Here is a 16,250-nt window from a genome sequence, read left to right as displayed (position 1 = left end):
CTCCTATCAGCCTACTAGCAAAGCGAATACGATTCCTGGACCATGCACGCCTATCGTCAGATCATTCTCAATATCCGCTGAACGGCTAGGTCCGGAGATAAAATGGATGCCCGCCGGCAGCCCCGATGGCCCAGCTTCATCAAAATCAATAAGCACCTCACCGAGACGAGTCTTCAGCCGCTCCAATGGAACGATGGCAACTAATGCGGTAGGTAATAAGCTGACTGAACGGCCTTTATTCTCAGAGGACAGCACAGTAATGGAGCCTGTATAGGCAACTGCATAATCCGCAATCACAATTCCAATATCAGCCTCGGCCGCCCTAGCTTTCCATGCCTCCTGATCATCTGTATTCCAGACAGACACCCGTGTATCAGTGAGTTCCTCCTCTAGTCGAAGTGCTGCTAGCTCGGTGACATTTTGCCGGAGAATATACCGTGCGAGCATCTCATTGACTTTGCTGACGATGAAAGCTTTGGCTTCATCCATATCCTTCACACGAAATACATGACCACCGGCGCTTTGAAAATTCGCCGTAAATTGTTCAATCCTTTCCTCCGGACTCCACTGGAATTGCTGCCAATACTGCGGTGCGCCGCGAAAAGGATGTGCAGGAGCTTCAGTAATTCTCGGCCGCTTCAGGCGGCGAGCGATATCATTCATGAATGTCTGCTGCTTTTCACGTGAATCCTGCTCCATACGTTCCAACCAGTTACTGTGCGTCTCTTCAGTCATGTCCGGCCCCTCCTTCCAGCTCTTCCCGCTTCCGCTTCGCTAGTAAATCTTCCATTCGCTTCTGTATCGCCGGGTCCATTTCGCGACTGTTCTTGTCTAGCTCCTGTTGCAGCCCCTTCCAGCTCTCACGGAAGGATTGATCTGCCAGCTTCGGGGCGATCCGATAATTGTTCCAGCCTTTCAGCGGCCCCAGTTTCGACGGAATTCCTCCGTCTCGCACGAGCAGCTTTTGCCCGATTCTACCTACCTTCATCACATTACTAAATCGCTGTGACTTCGCCATAATCGCCCCAAAACCCTTCATGCCGAGACCTTCTGCCTTATCCCCATAACCACGTTCTACCTTCCGCCGGCGTAAATAGATGAGCATATCATGCAGAGGGATTTTGACCGGACAGGCTTCATAACATGCTCCGCACAGGCTAGAGGCTGAGGCGATGTCATCCCATTGATCTACATTTTTATTCAACGCCGGGGTCAACACCGCTCCTATAGGTCCGCTATACGTTCCCCCATATGCATGACCGCCAATATGACGGTAGACAGGACAAGCATTCAGACAAGCTCCACAGCGGATGCAGTTCAGCAGCTCCTGAAACTCAGGATCACCTAGCTGCTCAGATCGGCCATTATCAAGAATAATAATATGCTGCTCTTCCGACCCATCACCGTCATTATCCCTGCGGGGGCCAGAAATACCCGACATATATACCGTTAACTTCTGCCCTGTTGCCGAACGAGGCAATAATGTAGCCATCACTTCAAGATCACTCCACGAAGGAATAATCCGCTCCATCCCCATCAGGGTAATTTGTGTTTTCGGTAAAGTGGTGACCATACGAGCGTTGCCTTCATTCTCGAACAGCACCATCGAACCCGTCTCTGCAATAGCAAAGTTACAGCCAGTCATTCCGATATCCGCATCAAGGAACTTCTCTCTCAGCTTTCGCCGTACAAATCCAGCAAGGATAGTAGTTTCTGGCAAAAGCTCCTCTCCTGCCTCTTTGGACAACAGCTCGGCAATCTGGTAGCGGTTCTTATGAATCGCCGGAATAATGATATGTGACGGGGTTTCCCCGGCAAGCTGGATAATATACTCCCCCAGATCCGTCTCTATGGTCTCCACACCAATGGATTCCAGCGCCTTATTTAAATGCAGCTCCTCAGTAACCATTGATTTGGATTTGACCACAGAAGCTGCCTGTTTTCGCTGCGCGATTTCAAGGGCAATCTTCACAGCCTCTTCACCCGTTGCTGCAAAATGAATATGTGTGCCGTTTGCTCTTGCCTTGTCAGCAAAAAGGTTCAAATAGTAATCAAGATGGGCGATCGTGTGTAGACGAATTTGCCGCCCACGTTCACGCCACTCTTCCCAGTGACCGTGATCGTTAGCCGCTTTTTGTTTTCCATCACGCAGTCTCTCCGTGGTAAAACGAACAGCCTTTCGTAAAAAGTCATTATTCAGTGCCAAGTCTGCACGCTCTTTTACTGTTGCTGGCTTTCCATTCTCTGAACTCGCCGTGGAATTGGTGGTAGCTTGGCTCATTTATCAATCACCCCTTCATACAGCAGTTCTGCTAAATGCATAACTCGAACGGGTTCGCGGCGGTAACGCAGATTCCCGGCAATATTCATCAGACAACCCATATCCAGACCCGTTAGGATTTCTGCTTCCGTCTCCAGCACATGATCTGATTTCTCAGTGACCATCGCCCCTGAGATATCAGACATTTTCACGGCAAAGGTTCCACCAAACCCACAGCAGTCCTCAGCAAAAGGCAGTGGTACCAGCTCCATCGCCTTCACATTTTGCATAAGCTGCATAGGTTCGTCGCGAATCCCTAGAATCCTTGTGCCATGACAGGAAGGATGATAGGTAACCTTATGCGGAAACACTGCTCCTAGATCAGTTACGCCAAGCACCTGCACCATAAACTGGCTGAATTCATAGGATTTACGTTGCAAATTCTGCGCCTTGACCAGATTAACCGGATCATCCTGAAACAGCTTAGGGTAATGATGAAGCATCCCCGTACAGGATCCGGAAGGTGCAATGACAAAATCACTGTCATCGAAGGCCTGCAGAATCGTAAGTGCAGCTTGCCGCGCTTCATTCCAATATCCACTGTTGTACGCAGGCTGTCCGCAGCAGGTCTGCACCTCCGGGAACTCCAGCTGTACGCCATATCTGGCCAGCAGACGAGCCATGGCTTCCCCGACCTTCGGGAACACGGCATCGCTGACGCAAGTTATAAACATCGATACCTTCATGCCTTCACCTCCTGCACAACTATTTACTACACCGTCGTTATTGCGATGTTCAGCTTCTGCAACTGCTTCATTTGTTCTTCAACAGGGCTGTAATCCGTTATTAGAACATCCACATCACTAGGAGCCGCAAAATGTGTGAACGCTTGAATTCCGAATTTACTGGAATCGCATAATAAGATCACTTGCTCCGCAATAGAAATCATCTTTCGTTTCACCATAGCTTGCAGCTCATTTGATTCACTAGCGCCACGTTCGAGATGAAATCCTTTGCAGGAAAAAAACATTTTATCCACGTGATACAATTCAAGCGAACGTTCTGCTAAATGACCAACATAGGACATTGATCTGCGGCTCAGTTGCCCGCCTGTAGAAAAGACCTCGATCCGCTCCTTCCCGCTTAACTCTGCTGCCACTCTAGTAGAATTGGTCAACACAGTGAGCGGCATATCCGGCAAATGCGAAGCCATATACCAAGCCGTTGTACTGGCATCCAGTAGAATCCGATCGCCCGGCTTAATCATCATTACCGCCTCACGGGCAATCCGCTGTTTCTCCGCTGCATTCATGATTTCTCGTTCAGCATAAGGGGTCTCCGGTTGCCGGTCACGCAGGCTAACTGCTCCGCCATGCGAACGCAGCAGCCGCCCCGCTTTTTCCAATCGATCCAGATCGCGGCGAATGGTTTCTTCCGTCACTTGGCATAATGTACTCAATTCTGAGACACGGATACTGCCGCGTTCATTCACTAGTTCTACGATTCGTTCATATCTGTCTGCAATCAGCATGATTTCCCTCCGTTATCCCTATCTATATTCAAGCTACCTCTTATCTAGTAAAAGCTGCTGGCACTCCACCATCGATTGTCAGCATACAACCCGTAGTTTTCTCTGACTTGGAAGAAGCAAAAAAAGCAACGCCTTCGGCAATATCACGTGGATAAATATTAACTAGCAGCGTCGTGCGTTTACGGTAATGCTCCTCTAATTGATCCGGCTCAATCCCGTAAGCAGCCGCCCGTTCATTACGCCAGTTCGAATTCCAGATAGCTGATCCTTGTAGAATTGCATCGGGCAGAATCGTATTGGCACGGATGCCAAACTCTCCACCTTCAGCTGCTATGCAGCGGGCCAGATGGGCTTCGAGCGCCTTGGCAGAACTGTAAGCCGAGACGCTTTTACCTGCAAAAATAGAATTTTTGGAGCCGATGAATACCATGCTGCCTCCGATTTTTTGCTCCTTCATCACTTTAAAAGCTTCGCGTGCAACGAGAAAATATCCTGTGCCCAGCACAGAAATATTCAAATTCCACTCTTTCAATGAAGTCTCATCAAACGGACTGGAGGTTGCAAGCCCAGCATTATTAACAATAATATCGACCCCGCCATAAAAAAGGGCTGTCTCCGCATAAGCTGCGGTTACCTGCTCTTCCTGAGTTACGTCCATTTTAACGGCGAATGCACGATTTTCACCAAACTTAGCGTTAATCTCTTCCGCTACTTTTTGTGCACCCTCCAGATTGAGATCTGCCAATACAACATGCGCTCCTTCTGATACTAAACGACGAGCCGTCTCACTCCCAATTCCCCCGGCACCACCTGTAATAAAGGCAACTTTACGGGAGAACTCCGCTTCTGCCGGAGCCAATGATAATTTATATAATTCCAGGGGCCAATATTCCACATTGTACGATTCATTCTCACTTAGAGAGACGAAATCTCCCAGCGCAGTAGCTCCGCGCATAACAGCAATCGCCCGGTGATACAAGGCTCCGCTGATCTTAGAATTGCTCCAGCTTTTACCTGTGTTGATCATGCCCACGCCAGGGATCAGGATCACACGTGGCGCAGCCTCGAACATTACATCGCCTTCATGTTTATTACGGTCGAAGTACGCTTTGTACTGCTCCTTATAATCGCTAATCGCTTCGCTCAGCTTCGCCTTCAAGCCATCGATATCATTGGTATTTGGCTCCCACGCAACAAAAAGCGGCTTCATTTTGGTATGTACCAAATGATCTGGACAAGCTGCGCCTACACCGGATAACTTCTCCGAGTCAGCCCCTCCTACAAAACGCAGCACATCCTCCGCATCGTCGAAGGTCAAAATCATTTTACGCTCATCGCTGACCGCGCCTCTGATCAGTGGCATCACTGCCGCCGCTACAGCCCGCCGCTCTGCTTCTGGAAGTGCTTCTGATTTGCGGCCGCCAAATAGGTTCTGATCTTCAATTCTTTCTTCAATATAACTTTCCGCTTCGTTAATTATGGAGATTGTTTTGGCATAACAAGATTCAGGTGTATCCCCCCAAGTCACGAGACCGTGTTTCTCCATCAGCACTAATTCAGCTTTCGGGTTTGCGAGCACACCTTCGGCAATCATTTTGGATAAAGTGAAGCCTGGACGGATGTATGGCACCCATACGAAACGATCCCCATAAATCTCACGGGCAATTTCCTTACCGTTATGAGCGCAGCATAAACTGATAATGGCATCTGGATGCGTATGATCCACATGCTTGAAAGGTAAAAATGCATGCAGTAACGTTTCGATAGAAGCACGCGGATGTTTAGGATCAATCATACAATTTGCGAGATAAGCTACCATCTCTTCATCTGGCATTTCATCACGTTCAAATAACGGGGCAATATCCTGAAGCCTTAGTCCGGTAAAGTTGCCTGCTTTCATCGTAGCAAGGTCAGAGCCGCTGCCCTTCACCCACATTACTTCTACCTCACGCCCGCGAAAATCCAATTCTATCGTTTTGCTGGATGTATTCCCTCCGCCAAAGTTACAGACTCTGCGATCTTCGCCCAGCAGATTAGAGCGGAACACTAATGCATCCAATCCCCCGTTTAATTTCGTTTTCCGAGATGAATCCCATAAGTTTTGTACCATTTGTGAATACCTCCGTTTTTGAATGTTTGTTTTTTTGTTTATTTTTGTTTGTTTTGATTTTAAACTATTTGTTTGTGTTTGAATAGAGCGCTTTCAACAAAATTTTAAATTTTTTTCACATTTTAGACGAATCTCCATTGGATGAACTACAATAACATCGCGAATAACAAAAAAGAGCTGCCTCTTGGCAACTCCTCCCCTATTTTTCACACCAGCTTAAAGGGTGATCCAGTAGTTACATTTTTCATTCTCAATGCCATGTAGTATTCCTTTGTTCGCTTCAATAACCTTTCTCGAAGATATATTATCCGGCTCACAAGTCAGCATGACCTTATCAATCCCCATGTCCGCAGCTTTTTTTAACAGCTCTGCCAAAAAAATCGTACCATAACCCTTTCCTCTTTCACTGGGTCTGATACTATAACCGATGTGTCCACCGGACTTCCTCAATTGATCATTTAAGGAATGTCTTAGTTTTCCGACACCAACAGGATAAGCGTCAATCAGTAGCCAGTAGTTGGTTTGTGCTACATACTGTGGCGGAAGATTATCACCTTGTGAAAGTGCTATCCGATCCCGGATGAAATCAGGAAATTGACTGTAAGCCAGATCAAATCCGTTATTGACGAATCCATTTTCCCCCGGACCTATCTCCACAATCAGCTCAAAAATATCGCGTCCATCTGAAACACTAGCTTCCTTTAGCTCAACGAGCATAATCATCCCCACCTAGAACGTTATTAATAACTTCCCTATCAAAATTTACCGCAAAAGAGACCGGCATGCATTATTTAATTGCACATTCTACAACTAAAATGATCTTCAATGCTCACGCCTAATGTGTTAAGTGTACTTTGTGCAATTAACTTCGCCCAATTTAGCTGAATCAGCTAAATACGAGAGAAATAGTTGTACGAAGTACATCTATTTCACCGTAGTGAGAGTAAAGTAGCAATTTAGTTGTATGAAATACACTTATCTGGTCTGCACCCCTCTTTTCACAGGAATGTTCCTATTGCGCGCTCCTCCTTCCGCACTCTCGTAGTATACTTATTGGAATAAGATACAGATGTTGTATTTTCACTAAGGAGGTTTGTGATGGTAAATAGCTTTAAGAATGCCAAGGTGCAAGAACGAGTGTGGCAATCCTACCAACAGCTAGTTGATCAGTGGCCTATTCCTCTTGAAGAGCTCGATCTCCCAACCACATATGGGCTGACGCATTGTATCCTTACCGGGCAAAAGAGTAATCCCCCTTTATTTCTGTTTCATGGCGTTGGTGATAACTCGGCGGTCATGTGGCTCCTTAACATCGAGGAATTATCGCGGCATTTTTACTGCGTTGCTATTGATACTCTGGGCGGACCCGGAAAAAGCATTCCTAATGCGCACTTTAATAAACAAAAGTTTGAGCAGGTGGAATGGATTAATGAAATAGCCAAACATCTGAGCATAGACATCTTTAATATTGCAGGGGTGTCAAATGGAGCCTATATTGCTTTTAATTATGCAACCAAGCAACCGGACAAAGTGAACCGTGTGATTTGTTTGGAAGGCGGAATGGTCACCACACCCATCAAAGCCATGCTGCAAACGCTAATGATGATGTTCCCAGAGATTCTGATTCCCACGGATCGCAATTTACTGAAAGTGCTGAAGAAGTTAAGTGCGCCTGACTCCCCTTTATTTAACAATCACCCAGAAGTAGCTGCTCATCTAATTCTTTTAATGCGAGCTCATAATCAGCAAGCTATGTTTGTTCATAAGCTTCAAAAATATGATAAAAACGCCGCAGTTGCCGTCAGAGATAAGCTTTATTTTTTAGTAGGAGAACACGCGTTAAAACAATCAAAGGATTTCATAGATATTTTAGAGGATGGAAAGTTTCATTACCAAGTGATTCCCCGTGCGGGACACGGCATTAATCATGAGCAACCGGATAGAGTCAACACTGAAATCATCAATTTCCTGACCCGCGATAATGATAAATCACTTGCATCCTTATGAAAGCGTTACTATTATGAAGGTTATTACTCATTACTCTATTAAAGGAGAGGTTACTCATCAGATACGGAACTCTAGCCCACACATTTGGCTGCCTGCCGCTCAAGTCGTTAACTGCAACCCTTCAGAATTATGATATCGATTTTGTTCAGCTTGCATTATCCAAAGCCATTCAGGACATCGACACTTCTACCGGTAAACTAAGTCCAGGTCTTGCCAGCTATATTGGCGAACAATTTGACAAAGCAGGAATACGTATCGGTGTTTTGGGCTGTTACATCAACCCTGTTCATCCGGATCCTGTCATCCGGAGAGCTGAGATCAATCGTTTTAAAGAGCATCTTCGTTATGCCCGCCAATTCGGCGCACCTATGGTGGCAACAGAAACAGGTGCGCTGACTACTTTTCAAGCACAAGATCCGATCCATTACGAAGCTATCGGCTGGGATACGTTAAGGGCAACTGTAGAAGAACTTGCAGAGGAAGCCGAAAAATGGGGCGTTTTTCTAGGACTAGAAGGGGTCTGCACACATACACTTTCTACACCAGACAAGATGCGCCGCATCTTAGATGAAGTCCCATCAAGCTGTATAGGTGTTGTATTGGACCCTTGTAATTTTATTGGCACGGCTGCGCATTTGCAGGATCAAATTGTCGATGATTCCTTTAGATTATTCGGCGACCGTATCATTCTGGCGCATTTAAAAGATATCTATCAAGATGGTGAAAAAGCATACCACGGAAAAGCAGGCAGCGGAGTATTCCATACCGAGGCTTTCCTGCGCAAACTCCAAGAATATAAGCCAATGATCGATGTGTCATTAGAAGATATCAAGGATCTGGAGGTTAATGATACCGTTGCTTTACTGAAGAAGCTTGCACCTATAACACAATAAAAATCCATTTCTGAGGATAGGTGTTAGCAGCAGCTGCGCATCTATCCCCAGCTTTATCTATGCTCAAAAATAATGTTTCCAGTTATTGAGCAGATGATCATCCTCTTTCTGCAGCAATTTAGAGGCATATACGATTTGACCTGTATGATAGGAATAATGCTCTGCCGCTCCGATCATAATCTTTTGAATACTCCAAGTATAATTCTCCATTCCAGCCCCCTCAGGGAAACTAATGGTGACCTCCCGTTCTAGATCAGCCTTCGCCAAATTGCCCACCACCGAACGGCTTTCTTCCCTCATACTCCCCCCTCTTCCTTCTCCTTTTGTTTATAAGCTTGATAAATGGTACTTTTCTATAGGAACTGAATAAAATAAGAAATAGAACGATTGAATCATATTGTTTCACTATTATAGCTCTAACTTGGAAGGGACGGGATTATCAATGAGATTCACATTCCCTATTCTGACCTTATCTCATGGCGGAGCACAACGTATGCTAGTAGAGCTCACCAATGGGCTGACAGACTTGGGTCATCAGGTCAATCTCCTTTTGCCTGTGGATGGCGCTATTTCTTATGATGTGCGCGCAAACGTAATCCGCTCCTCACATATGAATATTCACGAGCATGACTTTCCTCCCGGAGACGTCATTGTTTCTAATTATTATACAACTGTCCCCATTGCCCAAGCTGCGAGCGAGCAAGGAAAGGGTATTCATGTACGTTTGTCTTTATGTTATGAGCCACCTTTTTTACCGGATAACGGACGCTCCTTCCCCTCCTATCACATCACTGAGCATCTTATCGTTTTATCACGTTGGCAGCAGGAGCTGATCCGTTTAAATCATGGCATCACCGGCAGTATCGTGCCCATTGGCATTAGCTCCTCTTTTAAAAATATGAATATCCGTCACAGTCTTCAAGAGCCTCTAAACATAACAGCTATATTAAGAAAAACAGAACGCGGTTTCTCCTGGCACCGCGAGCAAGATTACCTTATAGAACAGCTGGATTACGTAAAAAGCCAATATCCCGATGTAAATATTAACTTCATCAGTCCGCCTGACGAGTTCAACACCTCAGAAATTCTCCAAAGAATGAAAGCTACTGGCAAATATCGGTTCTTTACGCCAGCAAATGATGAGGAGCTCTGCTATCACTATAACGGTGCGGATATTTTTGTTAGCTCAAGTATTTTTGATACAGGCTCTTTACCGGGACTTGAGGCCATGCGTTGTGGAGCAGCGTTAGTCTGTGTATATTCGGGTGGGAATATGGAATACGCCCATCACAAAAAAAACTGTTTGCTCTCTTATCGATATGAGAACCAGCTCGGTGAAGATGTCATTCGCTTAATACGTGATCCCAACTTAAGAACTAAATTAGCGGAGCAGGGGGAAAGATATTCGCGCAAATGGACTTGGGAAAATAGTGTCAGATTATTTGAACAAGCGATCACAGATTTATTATAAAAATATAAAAAAGCAAGTCTCCGATGGCTGAGATTTGCTTTTTTATTGATCCAAAAGAATCATTGACTAGAGAAATAATACAAGATATTATGTAAGCGTTATCAATTGCAAAATAATGAAACACTTTAGGAAAATATAAACTAAAAGGAGAAGGAATATGGCGAAAAAAGGTAGGCAAGGTTATCGGTTGTTATTGTTGTCTTTTTTAATGCTTTTTACAACTGTTTTCTCAGCAGGATCGCAAGCTTATGCAGCAACCTGGAATCTGACTGGAGATACCAACGTACACGACCCTTCATATATCAAAGAAGGAAACACACATTGGGTATTCAGCACGGGATCAGGTCTCCAAGTGATGTTTTCAAACGATGGAACGAACTATATTCGCTCCCTTCCGATTTATAACTCGAAACCCTCCTGGTGGAGCTCTTATGTTCCCAATCAAGAAGGGCTAGATGTATGGGCTCCAGAAATTTTCTACTATAACGGTACCTATTACCTCTATTATTCTATCTCCACATTCGGCTCAAGAGTGTCTGCTATTGGTTTAGTAACTACTAAATCGATCTCCGGGGGAAAATGGACGGACCAAGGTGTCGTTATCTCATCAAATGACGCCTCCAATTATAACGCCATTGATCCTAACATTACGGCAGATGCTAACGGAAACCTATGGATGACCTTCGGTTCCTGGAGCAACGGGATTTACATTACCTCCATCAACAAAACAACCATGAAGCCAACGGGCAACTCGTATCGCATTGCCACTAAATCCGGGGGGATTGAAGGTTCCAGCATGGTTTACAATCCAAATACTGGATATTATTATCTATTCGTATCCATTGGCCAATGCTGCTCAGGCGTAAACAGCACCTATAAAATTGCAGTGGGACGCTCAACCAGCGTACTGGGGCCTTTCTATGCAAAGGACGGTACCGATATGAAAAATGGCGGGGCTACGGTCATCGATAGCGGCAACAGTTTTTGGGCGGGTCCTGGTGGACAAGATATATACGGAACCAGCGTTATCGTCCGCCATGCTTACAGTGTCGCTGAGAATGGCGCACCCAAATTGTTAATCAGTGATCTCGAATGGGATTCTGCTGGCTGGCCTTACTATAATTAACGTCTAATCGAGGAGTTGCCCCTAAGCCCTATTCTGTGATTTATGGGGCAGCTTCTTTTTACTGCTAAACCTTCTACTCTCTCTTTCGATAAATACCTGGCGAGACACCATAACGCTCCCGAAACACCCTGTGAAAATAGGTATAACTTCCAAACCCCGTCTCCTCTGCTATACGCTCTAAGGTGTAATTGGTATTGTCCATTAATCTCAGTGCCATCGCAAGCCGGATTTGCCCCGCATATTGCATAATAGAATAACCGAATTGGATTTTGAATACATGCACGGCCCTTGTCACACTAATTCCAGCATGAGCGGCTACGTCCTTTAGTCTGATCTCTGAAGTAGCATGCTCCTCCACATAACTCTTCATCTTAAGTCCGTGTAGAAGTGAAGCCGAAGATGATGCAGGTGCCTCTTCCATAGCCCGATCTAACAGCAAACATAAAGCTTTAAATAGCGCTTCTAGTATTTCAGGGCTACCCCCGTCTAGTCTTCTATTCTCCAGATCAAGCTGTTGCCATATACTTTGCAGCTTACCATCATCCGCAATTCTTACCTTTTTGGGTCGCTCACGCAGGTTCCACCAGTGGTCCACCCATTCCCCTGTACACATTACAAAATAGTCCACACTATGTCCCAGAGGACTTTTCTTTTCACCGATTCTCAGATCATATATATCATAGGGCTTAAATAATAGTAGATCCCCAGGTACTACGGTAGTCATTTCTCCATCAATGAGGACTTCACATTCCCCTTCGGCTTGCAGCCTGATGATATAGGTATCCAACCCACTGCGATATAGTTGCCGAAAAGGCTGAGTATGGCGGATAAATCCACACAAACTAATTTGAACGCTGTTTGTTTCCATAGCATTTGCTCCTCTTTCTATAGTAATCAATGACCAGATTGTTGAGGTTCTTAGCCATATTGTTTCTTCAAAGTGCAGTGAATCTCCTTCTATAATAAAGACAGAATTCATATGTAGGAGGTTATCAACCATTATGAGTAAAACTATTCGCGTCATTCAAACCGCTAAAGAAACCACGGATCGTTTAACAGAAAAGGACCCTCTGATTTTCCTTCCCGATACGTCAGGAGTCGAATCAGAGCTAATCAATATCTATGATGATCTGGAGTATCAAGAAATTGAAGGCTTTGGTGGAGCCCTTACGGAGTCCTCTGCCGTTACTATCGCTAAACTTAGTGAAGCTAAACAAAAAGAAATCATTGACGCTTATTTTCATCCTGAGCACGGCATCGGATACACCCTTTGCCGCTCACACATCCAAAGCTGCGACTTCTCACTGGGCAACTATGCTTATGTAGAGGAAGGCGATGCGGAGCTACGTTCATTCGATATTTCCAGAGATCACGAATCAATTATCCCCCTCATAAAAAATGCTGCCGCAGCAGTAGGTGAAGATTTTCGTCTGTTCTCTTCCCCATGGAGTCCTCCAGCGTTCATGAAGACAAACGGGCAAATGAACGGAGGCGGAGCTCTTAAGCCTGAATATCGTGAGGCTTGGGCTAACATGTTCGTTAAATATATTGAGGCGTACGCTGCAGAAGGGATTGATATCTGGGCTGTCAGTGTTCAGAATGAAGCCAAAGCTGTACAAAGATGGGATTCCTGCCTGTATACCGCTGAAGAAGAAAAGGATTTTGTGCGTGACTACTTGGGACCTGCTCTGGAACAAGCGGGCTTGGGCCATGTAAAAGTTATGATCTGGGATCATAACAAAGAACGGGTATATGACCGTGCTAAGGTTGCTTTTGAAGATCAAGCAGCGTCCAAATACATATGGGGAATCTGCTTCCATTGGTATTCCGGTGATCACTTCGAAGCCCTCTCTGCTGTACATGATCGTTTCCCAGATAAAAAGCTGTTCTTCAGCGAAGGCTGCCAAGAAGGTGGCGTTCATCTCGGCTCATGGAACACCGGTGAACGTTACGGACATGATATCATTGGCAATCTGAACAACTGGATGTCGAGCTGGACAGACTGGAACATTGTCTTGGATGAGCAAGGTGGACCTAATCATGTAGGAAATTACTGTGACGCTCCAATTATCGGAGATACCAAAAACGATGAAATTACTTTTGAGAGCTCTTTCTATTACATCGGGCACTTCAGTAAATATATTCGTCCGGGTGCTAAACGCATTGGTTTCTCCAAATATACAGATAAGCTTGAAACAACAGCTTTCCGCAACCCTGATGGCACTATTGCTGTTATCGTTATGAATCGCACAGAGCAAGAGCTTCCATTCACCCTGCGCTTCCATGACGAACTGGCTGAGAACATGATTCCGGCTCATGCCATTCAAACCCTGCTAATTAAGTAGCAGCGGTTCATTCCTAATAAAAAAAAGGTTCTCTTTATGCCAGCGCACAGAGAGAACCTCCTTTTTTATTAAATTCAATGAAATAGTGCTTAAAGTCTTGCCGACAGTATTTCGCATAACGCTCCATACAGTGTATGTTCAAGATCCAACGAGGCAAGAGAAGCCAGGGCTGCCATCGGCGTTACTGCTGCTTTGACTACATGGTAAATTTGTTCTTTCAATTGGAAAAGAATTTGCGCACGGTTCAGAAGGCTGAACACCTCATCATCTACCGAATTCACCGCAATCCGGGCATCTGTGAACGTTACCTCCAATGAATGCTCTACCGCTTGATCCGAAATCATGATCGTAAGCGTATGTGTAGCCTCATCATAGTCCATGTTTGCTTCGATTTCTGTGCCGCCAGCGAATACCTGTACCTTCGTATCAGCAAAACCAACAAAGGACAGCTTCCACGATCTCCGCTCAGGCACAACCTTTGTATTTCCCTTAGCAGAGAGGATCTTGAAGCTCGCTCTATCCCCCATTTCCAGGATCATTTCTGTATCACACCATTGATCGTCCTGATCCTCCGCAGTATCGCCCTCATCCTCCCAGAGATGAAAATGACCCCTTCCTCCCGCAAATACACGGACCTCCATATGCCTCGGATTATCCACTGAAGAGGTAAATTGCGTCAGATCTGCCATGGGCACAATAGCACCCGCTTTAGCTAATACAGGGATATTCTCAAGATTGCGATAAAGAGAAAGCTTTCTGCCACCGTCGTACACTCTTCCGTTAAAAAAATCTATCCAAATCCCTTCAGGTAACCAAGCCTTAAATTCGGCAACGCCTACCTTTGGGTTGACCGGCTGTGTAATCGGACAGGCAATAAGTTCCGTTCCGAAATAATATTCATTGGGCACTTCATAGGCTTCATTCGACAACGCATGATGATAATACATCGGTCGGATTAACGGAAGACTATCGCGGCTGGCGTAGCGATTCATAGTGTACAGATAGGGAAGTAAACTATGCCGCAAGCGCAGGCAATCCTTCATCACATCTTCCGCAATCTTATTGAATCGCCATGGCTCCTTGCTGTTAAAGGCACTAGCAGAACTATGTAACCGCAGAATAGGTGAAAACACACCGAATTGCACCCAGCGCATTGCCAACTCATCGTCTAAATAACCATTCATATGGCCCCCGATATCATGGCTCCACCAACCATATCCCACGTTGGCGGCGTTGGCTGTGAAGTATGGCTGGAAATCCAGCGACTCCCAAGTGACAATGGTATCTCCAGAGAAGCCCACAGGATAACGATGGCTGCCAAGACCTGCATAACGGGAAAAAGTAATCTGCCGGTTGCCGCGCCGGCCGCTATCCAGATAGTGATAATGGTTCAGCATCCAAAGCGGATCTAGTCCCGGTACTTTAGTCACTCCACCCTGCTGCCAATCAATCCACCAGAAGTCCACACCTTCATCCTCTAGCGGATGATGCAGAAACTTAAAGTATGCCCGCAAAAAATTCGGATCCGTGATATCAAATTCCACAGCATCCCCTTTTTCCGGGTCCATCCCCATCTCTGCAGCAATGGCCAGATAAGGATCTTCAAACGCCCGTACACCGTCTGCTGGATGTACGTTGAGCGTTACTCGAAGGCCTTTTTCATGCAGCCATGCCAAAAATCTTTGAGGCTCCGGAAACAGTTCCCGGTTCCAGGTATAACCCGTCCAGCCACTGCCGTACTGCGGATCAATATCGACGAGATGCCAATCCATATCTATAACAGCGACGGAGAACGGAATTCGCTCGAGCTCAAACCGCTCCATTAACGCTTTGTATTCTTCTTCTGAATATCGGTAATAACGGCTCCACCAGTTGCCAAGGGCATAACGTGGCAATAGGGGCGTACGACCGCAAAGGTGATAGAAATCCTTCAAGCAGTGCAAATAATCATGACCGTATCCAAAAAAATAAACATCGAGGCCAGCCAACGCCCGTAGCTCGACCCGTCCATCCTCTTCCAGTACTAGGGAGGTGCTATCATCAATTAACGTATACCCCGCACGTGAAAGTAGTCCGTGCTCCAGCGAAATGGCACCATCTGCATTATCCAGGGTACGTGCAGTCCCTCCCAAATCTTGGACTGTATCTCCATAATTCCAGACACTCATTAGGTGACCCGCTTCGTTTCTCACCCGAACATTGAGACCATGCCGGGAGAAAGGCTGCTTGTCATAAGTTAAATGCAGGCGCTCCGTAATCAACTCAAGTTTATTCCCCAGATCCATTACGCGGAACTCTGGAACCGGGAAATTGCGATTCACAACGGTCTGCGACGCCCGATCTTCGAAAAAACCTTCCTCACTATATTCCATCCGGATAAGCTCCGGAGTTAAGACAGTGAACCGATAGCACTCCCCCTGAATAATCGCGTCAGCATTACTGCCTGGTTCAGAATGCAGCTTTAATTGGGCCGCCAAAGGGGTTGGCTCTTTCATTATATTTCCCAT

Annotated in this window: 14 protein-coding genes; 5 read left to right on the top strand and 9 right to left on the bottom strand. The window is 45.8% G+C overall.

The window, feature by feature from the left end:
- Nucleotides 1-6 precede the first annotated feature (6 nt).
- The 6 genes from NST94_RS10895 to NST94_RS10870 all read right to left on the bottom strand — a co-directional run bounded on the left by NST94_RS10895 (nt 7) and on the right by NST94_RS10870 (nt 6,618).
- Nucleotides 7-735, bottom strand: a complete 729-nt coding sequence (locus tag NST94_RS10895; protein ID WP_248548013.1) for a lactate utilization protein — start codon at nt 733-735, stop codon at nt 7-9.
- Complete coding sequence (locus NST94_RS10890; RefSeq protein WP_248548012.1) at nt 728-2,281, bottom strand: LutB/LldF family L-lactate oxidation iron-sulfur protein; 1,554 nt, start codon at nt 2,279-2,281, stop codon at nt 728-730. The genes NST94_RS10895 and NST94_RS10890 overlap by 8 nt, the downstream gene beginning before the upstream one ends.
- Nucleotides 2,278-3,006, bottom strand: a complete 729-nt coding sequence (locus tag NST94_RS10885; protein WP_076193835.1) for a (Fe-S)-binding protein — start codon at nt 3,004-3,006, stop codon at nt 2,278-2,280. Before NST94_RS10885 ends, NST94_RS10890 begins: the two co-directional genes overlap by 4 nt.
- A 26-nt stretch (nt 3,007-3,032) precedes the next feature.
- Nucleotides 3,033-3,791: a DeoR/GlpR family DNA-binding transcription regulator gene (locus NST94_RS10880; RefSeq protein WP_036689767.1), complete on the bottom strand. Its 759-nt coding sequence runs from the start codon at nt 3,789-3,791 to the stop codon at nt 3,033-3,035.
- A 40-nt stretch (nt 3,792-3,831) separates the two neighbouring features.
- The gene (locus NST94_RS10875) at nt 3,832-5,901 is read right to left on the bottom strand and encodes a bifunctional aldolase/short-chain dehydrogenase (RefSeq protein WP_280752757.1); all 2,070 of its coding nucleotides are present in this window, start codon (nt 5,899-5,901) and stop codon (nt 3,832-3,834) included.
- A gap of 216 nt (nt 5,902-6,117) precedes the next feature.
- On the bottom strand, nt 6,118-6,618 hold the full coding sequence (locus NST94_RS10870) for a GNAT family N-acetyltransferase (protein ID WP_076130357.1): 501 nt from the start codon (nt 6,616-6,618) through the stop codon (nt 6,118-6,120).
- A gap of 381 nt (nt 6,619-6,999) precedes the next feature.
- Between NST94_RS10870 and NST94_RS10865 the strand changes: the two genes are divergently transcribed.
- Together NST94_RS10865 and NST94_RS10860 are read left to right on the top strand one after the other, a co-directional pair.
- Nucleotides 7,000-7,908, top strand: coding sequence for an alpha/beta hydrolase (locus NST94_RS10865; RefSeq protein WP_076309909.1), 909 nt, complete (start codon nt 7,000-7,002; stop codon nt 7,906-7,908).
- Between the two features lie 29 nt (nt 7,909-7,937).
- The gene (locus NST94_RS10860; protein ID WP_339282141.1) at nt 7,938-8,801 is read left to right on the top strand and encodes a sugar phosphate isomerase/epimerase family protein; all 864 of its coding nucleotides are present in this window, start codon (nt 7,938-7,940) and stop codon (nt 8,799-8,801) included.
- A gap of 63 nt (nt 8,802-8,864) precedes the next feature.
- Here the strand turns inward: NST94_RS10860 and NST94_RS10855 are convergent, their stop codons facing one another.
- Nucleotides 8,865-9,101 carry a hypothetical protein gene (locus tag NST94_RS10855; protein ID WP_339281958.1) on the bottom strand — a complete coding sequence of 79 codons (237 nt, stop codon included), beginning with the start codon at nt 9,099-9,101 and terminating at the stop codon, nt 8,865-8,867.
- A 142-nt stretch (nt 9,102-9,243) separates the two neighbouring features.
- Here NST94_RS10855 and NST94_RS10850 point away from each other — a divergent pair, with 142 nt between their 5' ends.
- Together NST94_RS10850 and NST94_RS10845 are read left to right on the top strand one after the other, a co-directional pair.
- Complete coding sequence (locus NST94_RS10850; protein WP_339281957.1) at nt 9,244-10,272, top strand: glycosyltransferase family 4 protein; 1,029 nt, start codon at nt 9,244-9,246, stop codon at nt 10,270-10,272.
- A 157-nt stretch (nt 10,273-10,429) separates the two neighbouring features.
- On the top strand, nt 10,430-11,398 hold the full coding sequence (locus NST94_RS10845) for a family 43 glycosylhydrolase (RefSeq protein ID WP_339281956.1): 969 nt from the start codon (nt 10,430-10,432) through the stop codon (nt 11,396-11,398).
- 73 nt (nt 11,399-11,471) lie between these two features.
- Here the strand turns inward: NST94_RS10845 and NST94_RS10840 are convergent, their stop codons facing one another.
- Nucleotides 11,472-12,266, bottom strand: coding sequence for an AraC family transcriptional regulator (locus NST94_RS10840; protein WP_076130362.1), 795 nt, complete (start codon nt 12,264-12,266; stop codon nt 11,472-11,474).
- Nucleotides 12,267-12,399: 133 nt separating this feature from the next.
- Between NST94_RS10840 and NST94_RS10835 the strand changes: the two genes are divergently transcribed.
- A complete protein-coding gene (locus tag NST94_RS10835) occupies nt 12,400-13,743 on the top strand; it encodes a glycoside hydrolase family 30 protein (protein WP_076130363.1) in 1,344 nt (447 codons plus the stop codon).
- A gap of 89 nt (nt 13,744-13,832) precedes the next feature.
- On the opposite strand, the gene NST94_RS10830 is transcribed toward NST94_RS10835, so the two are convergent.
- Complete coding sequence (locus NST94_RS10830) at nt 13,833-16,250, bottom strand: TIM-barrel domain-containing protein (protein WP_256717237.1); 2,418 nt, start codon at nt 16,248-16,250, stop codon at nt 13,833-13,835.

The organism is Paenibacillus sp. FSL H8-0282 (genome assembly GCF_037963825.1).
Taxonomy (GTDB): domain Bacteria; phylum Bacillota; class Bacilli; order Paenibacillales; family Paenibacillaceae; genus Paenibacillus_AQ; species Paenibacillus_AQ odorifer.
Note: the sequence above shows the minus strand (reverse complement) of the source record. Positions and strands in the feature narration are given on the sequence as shown.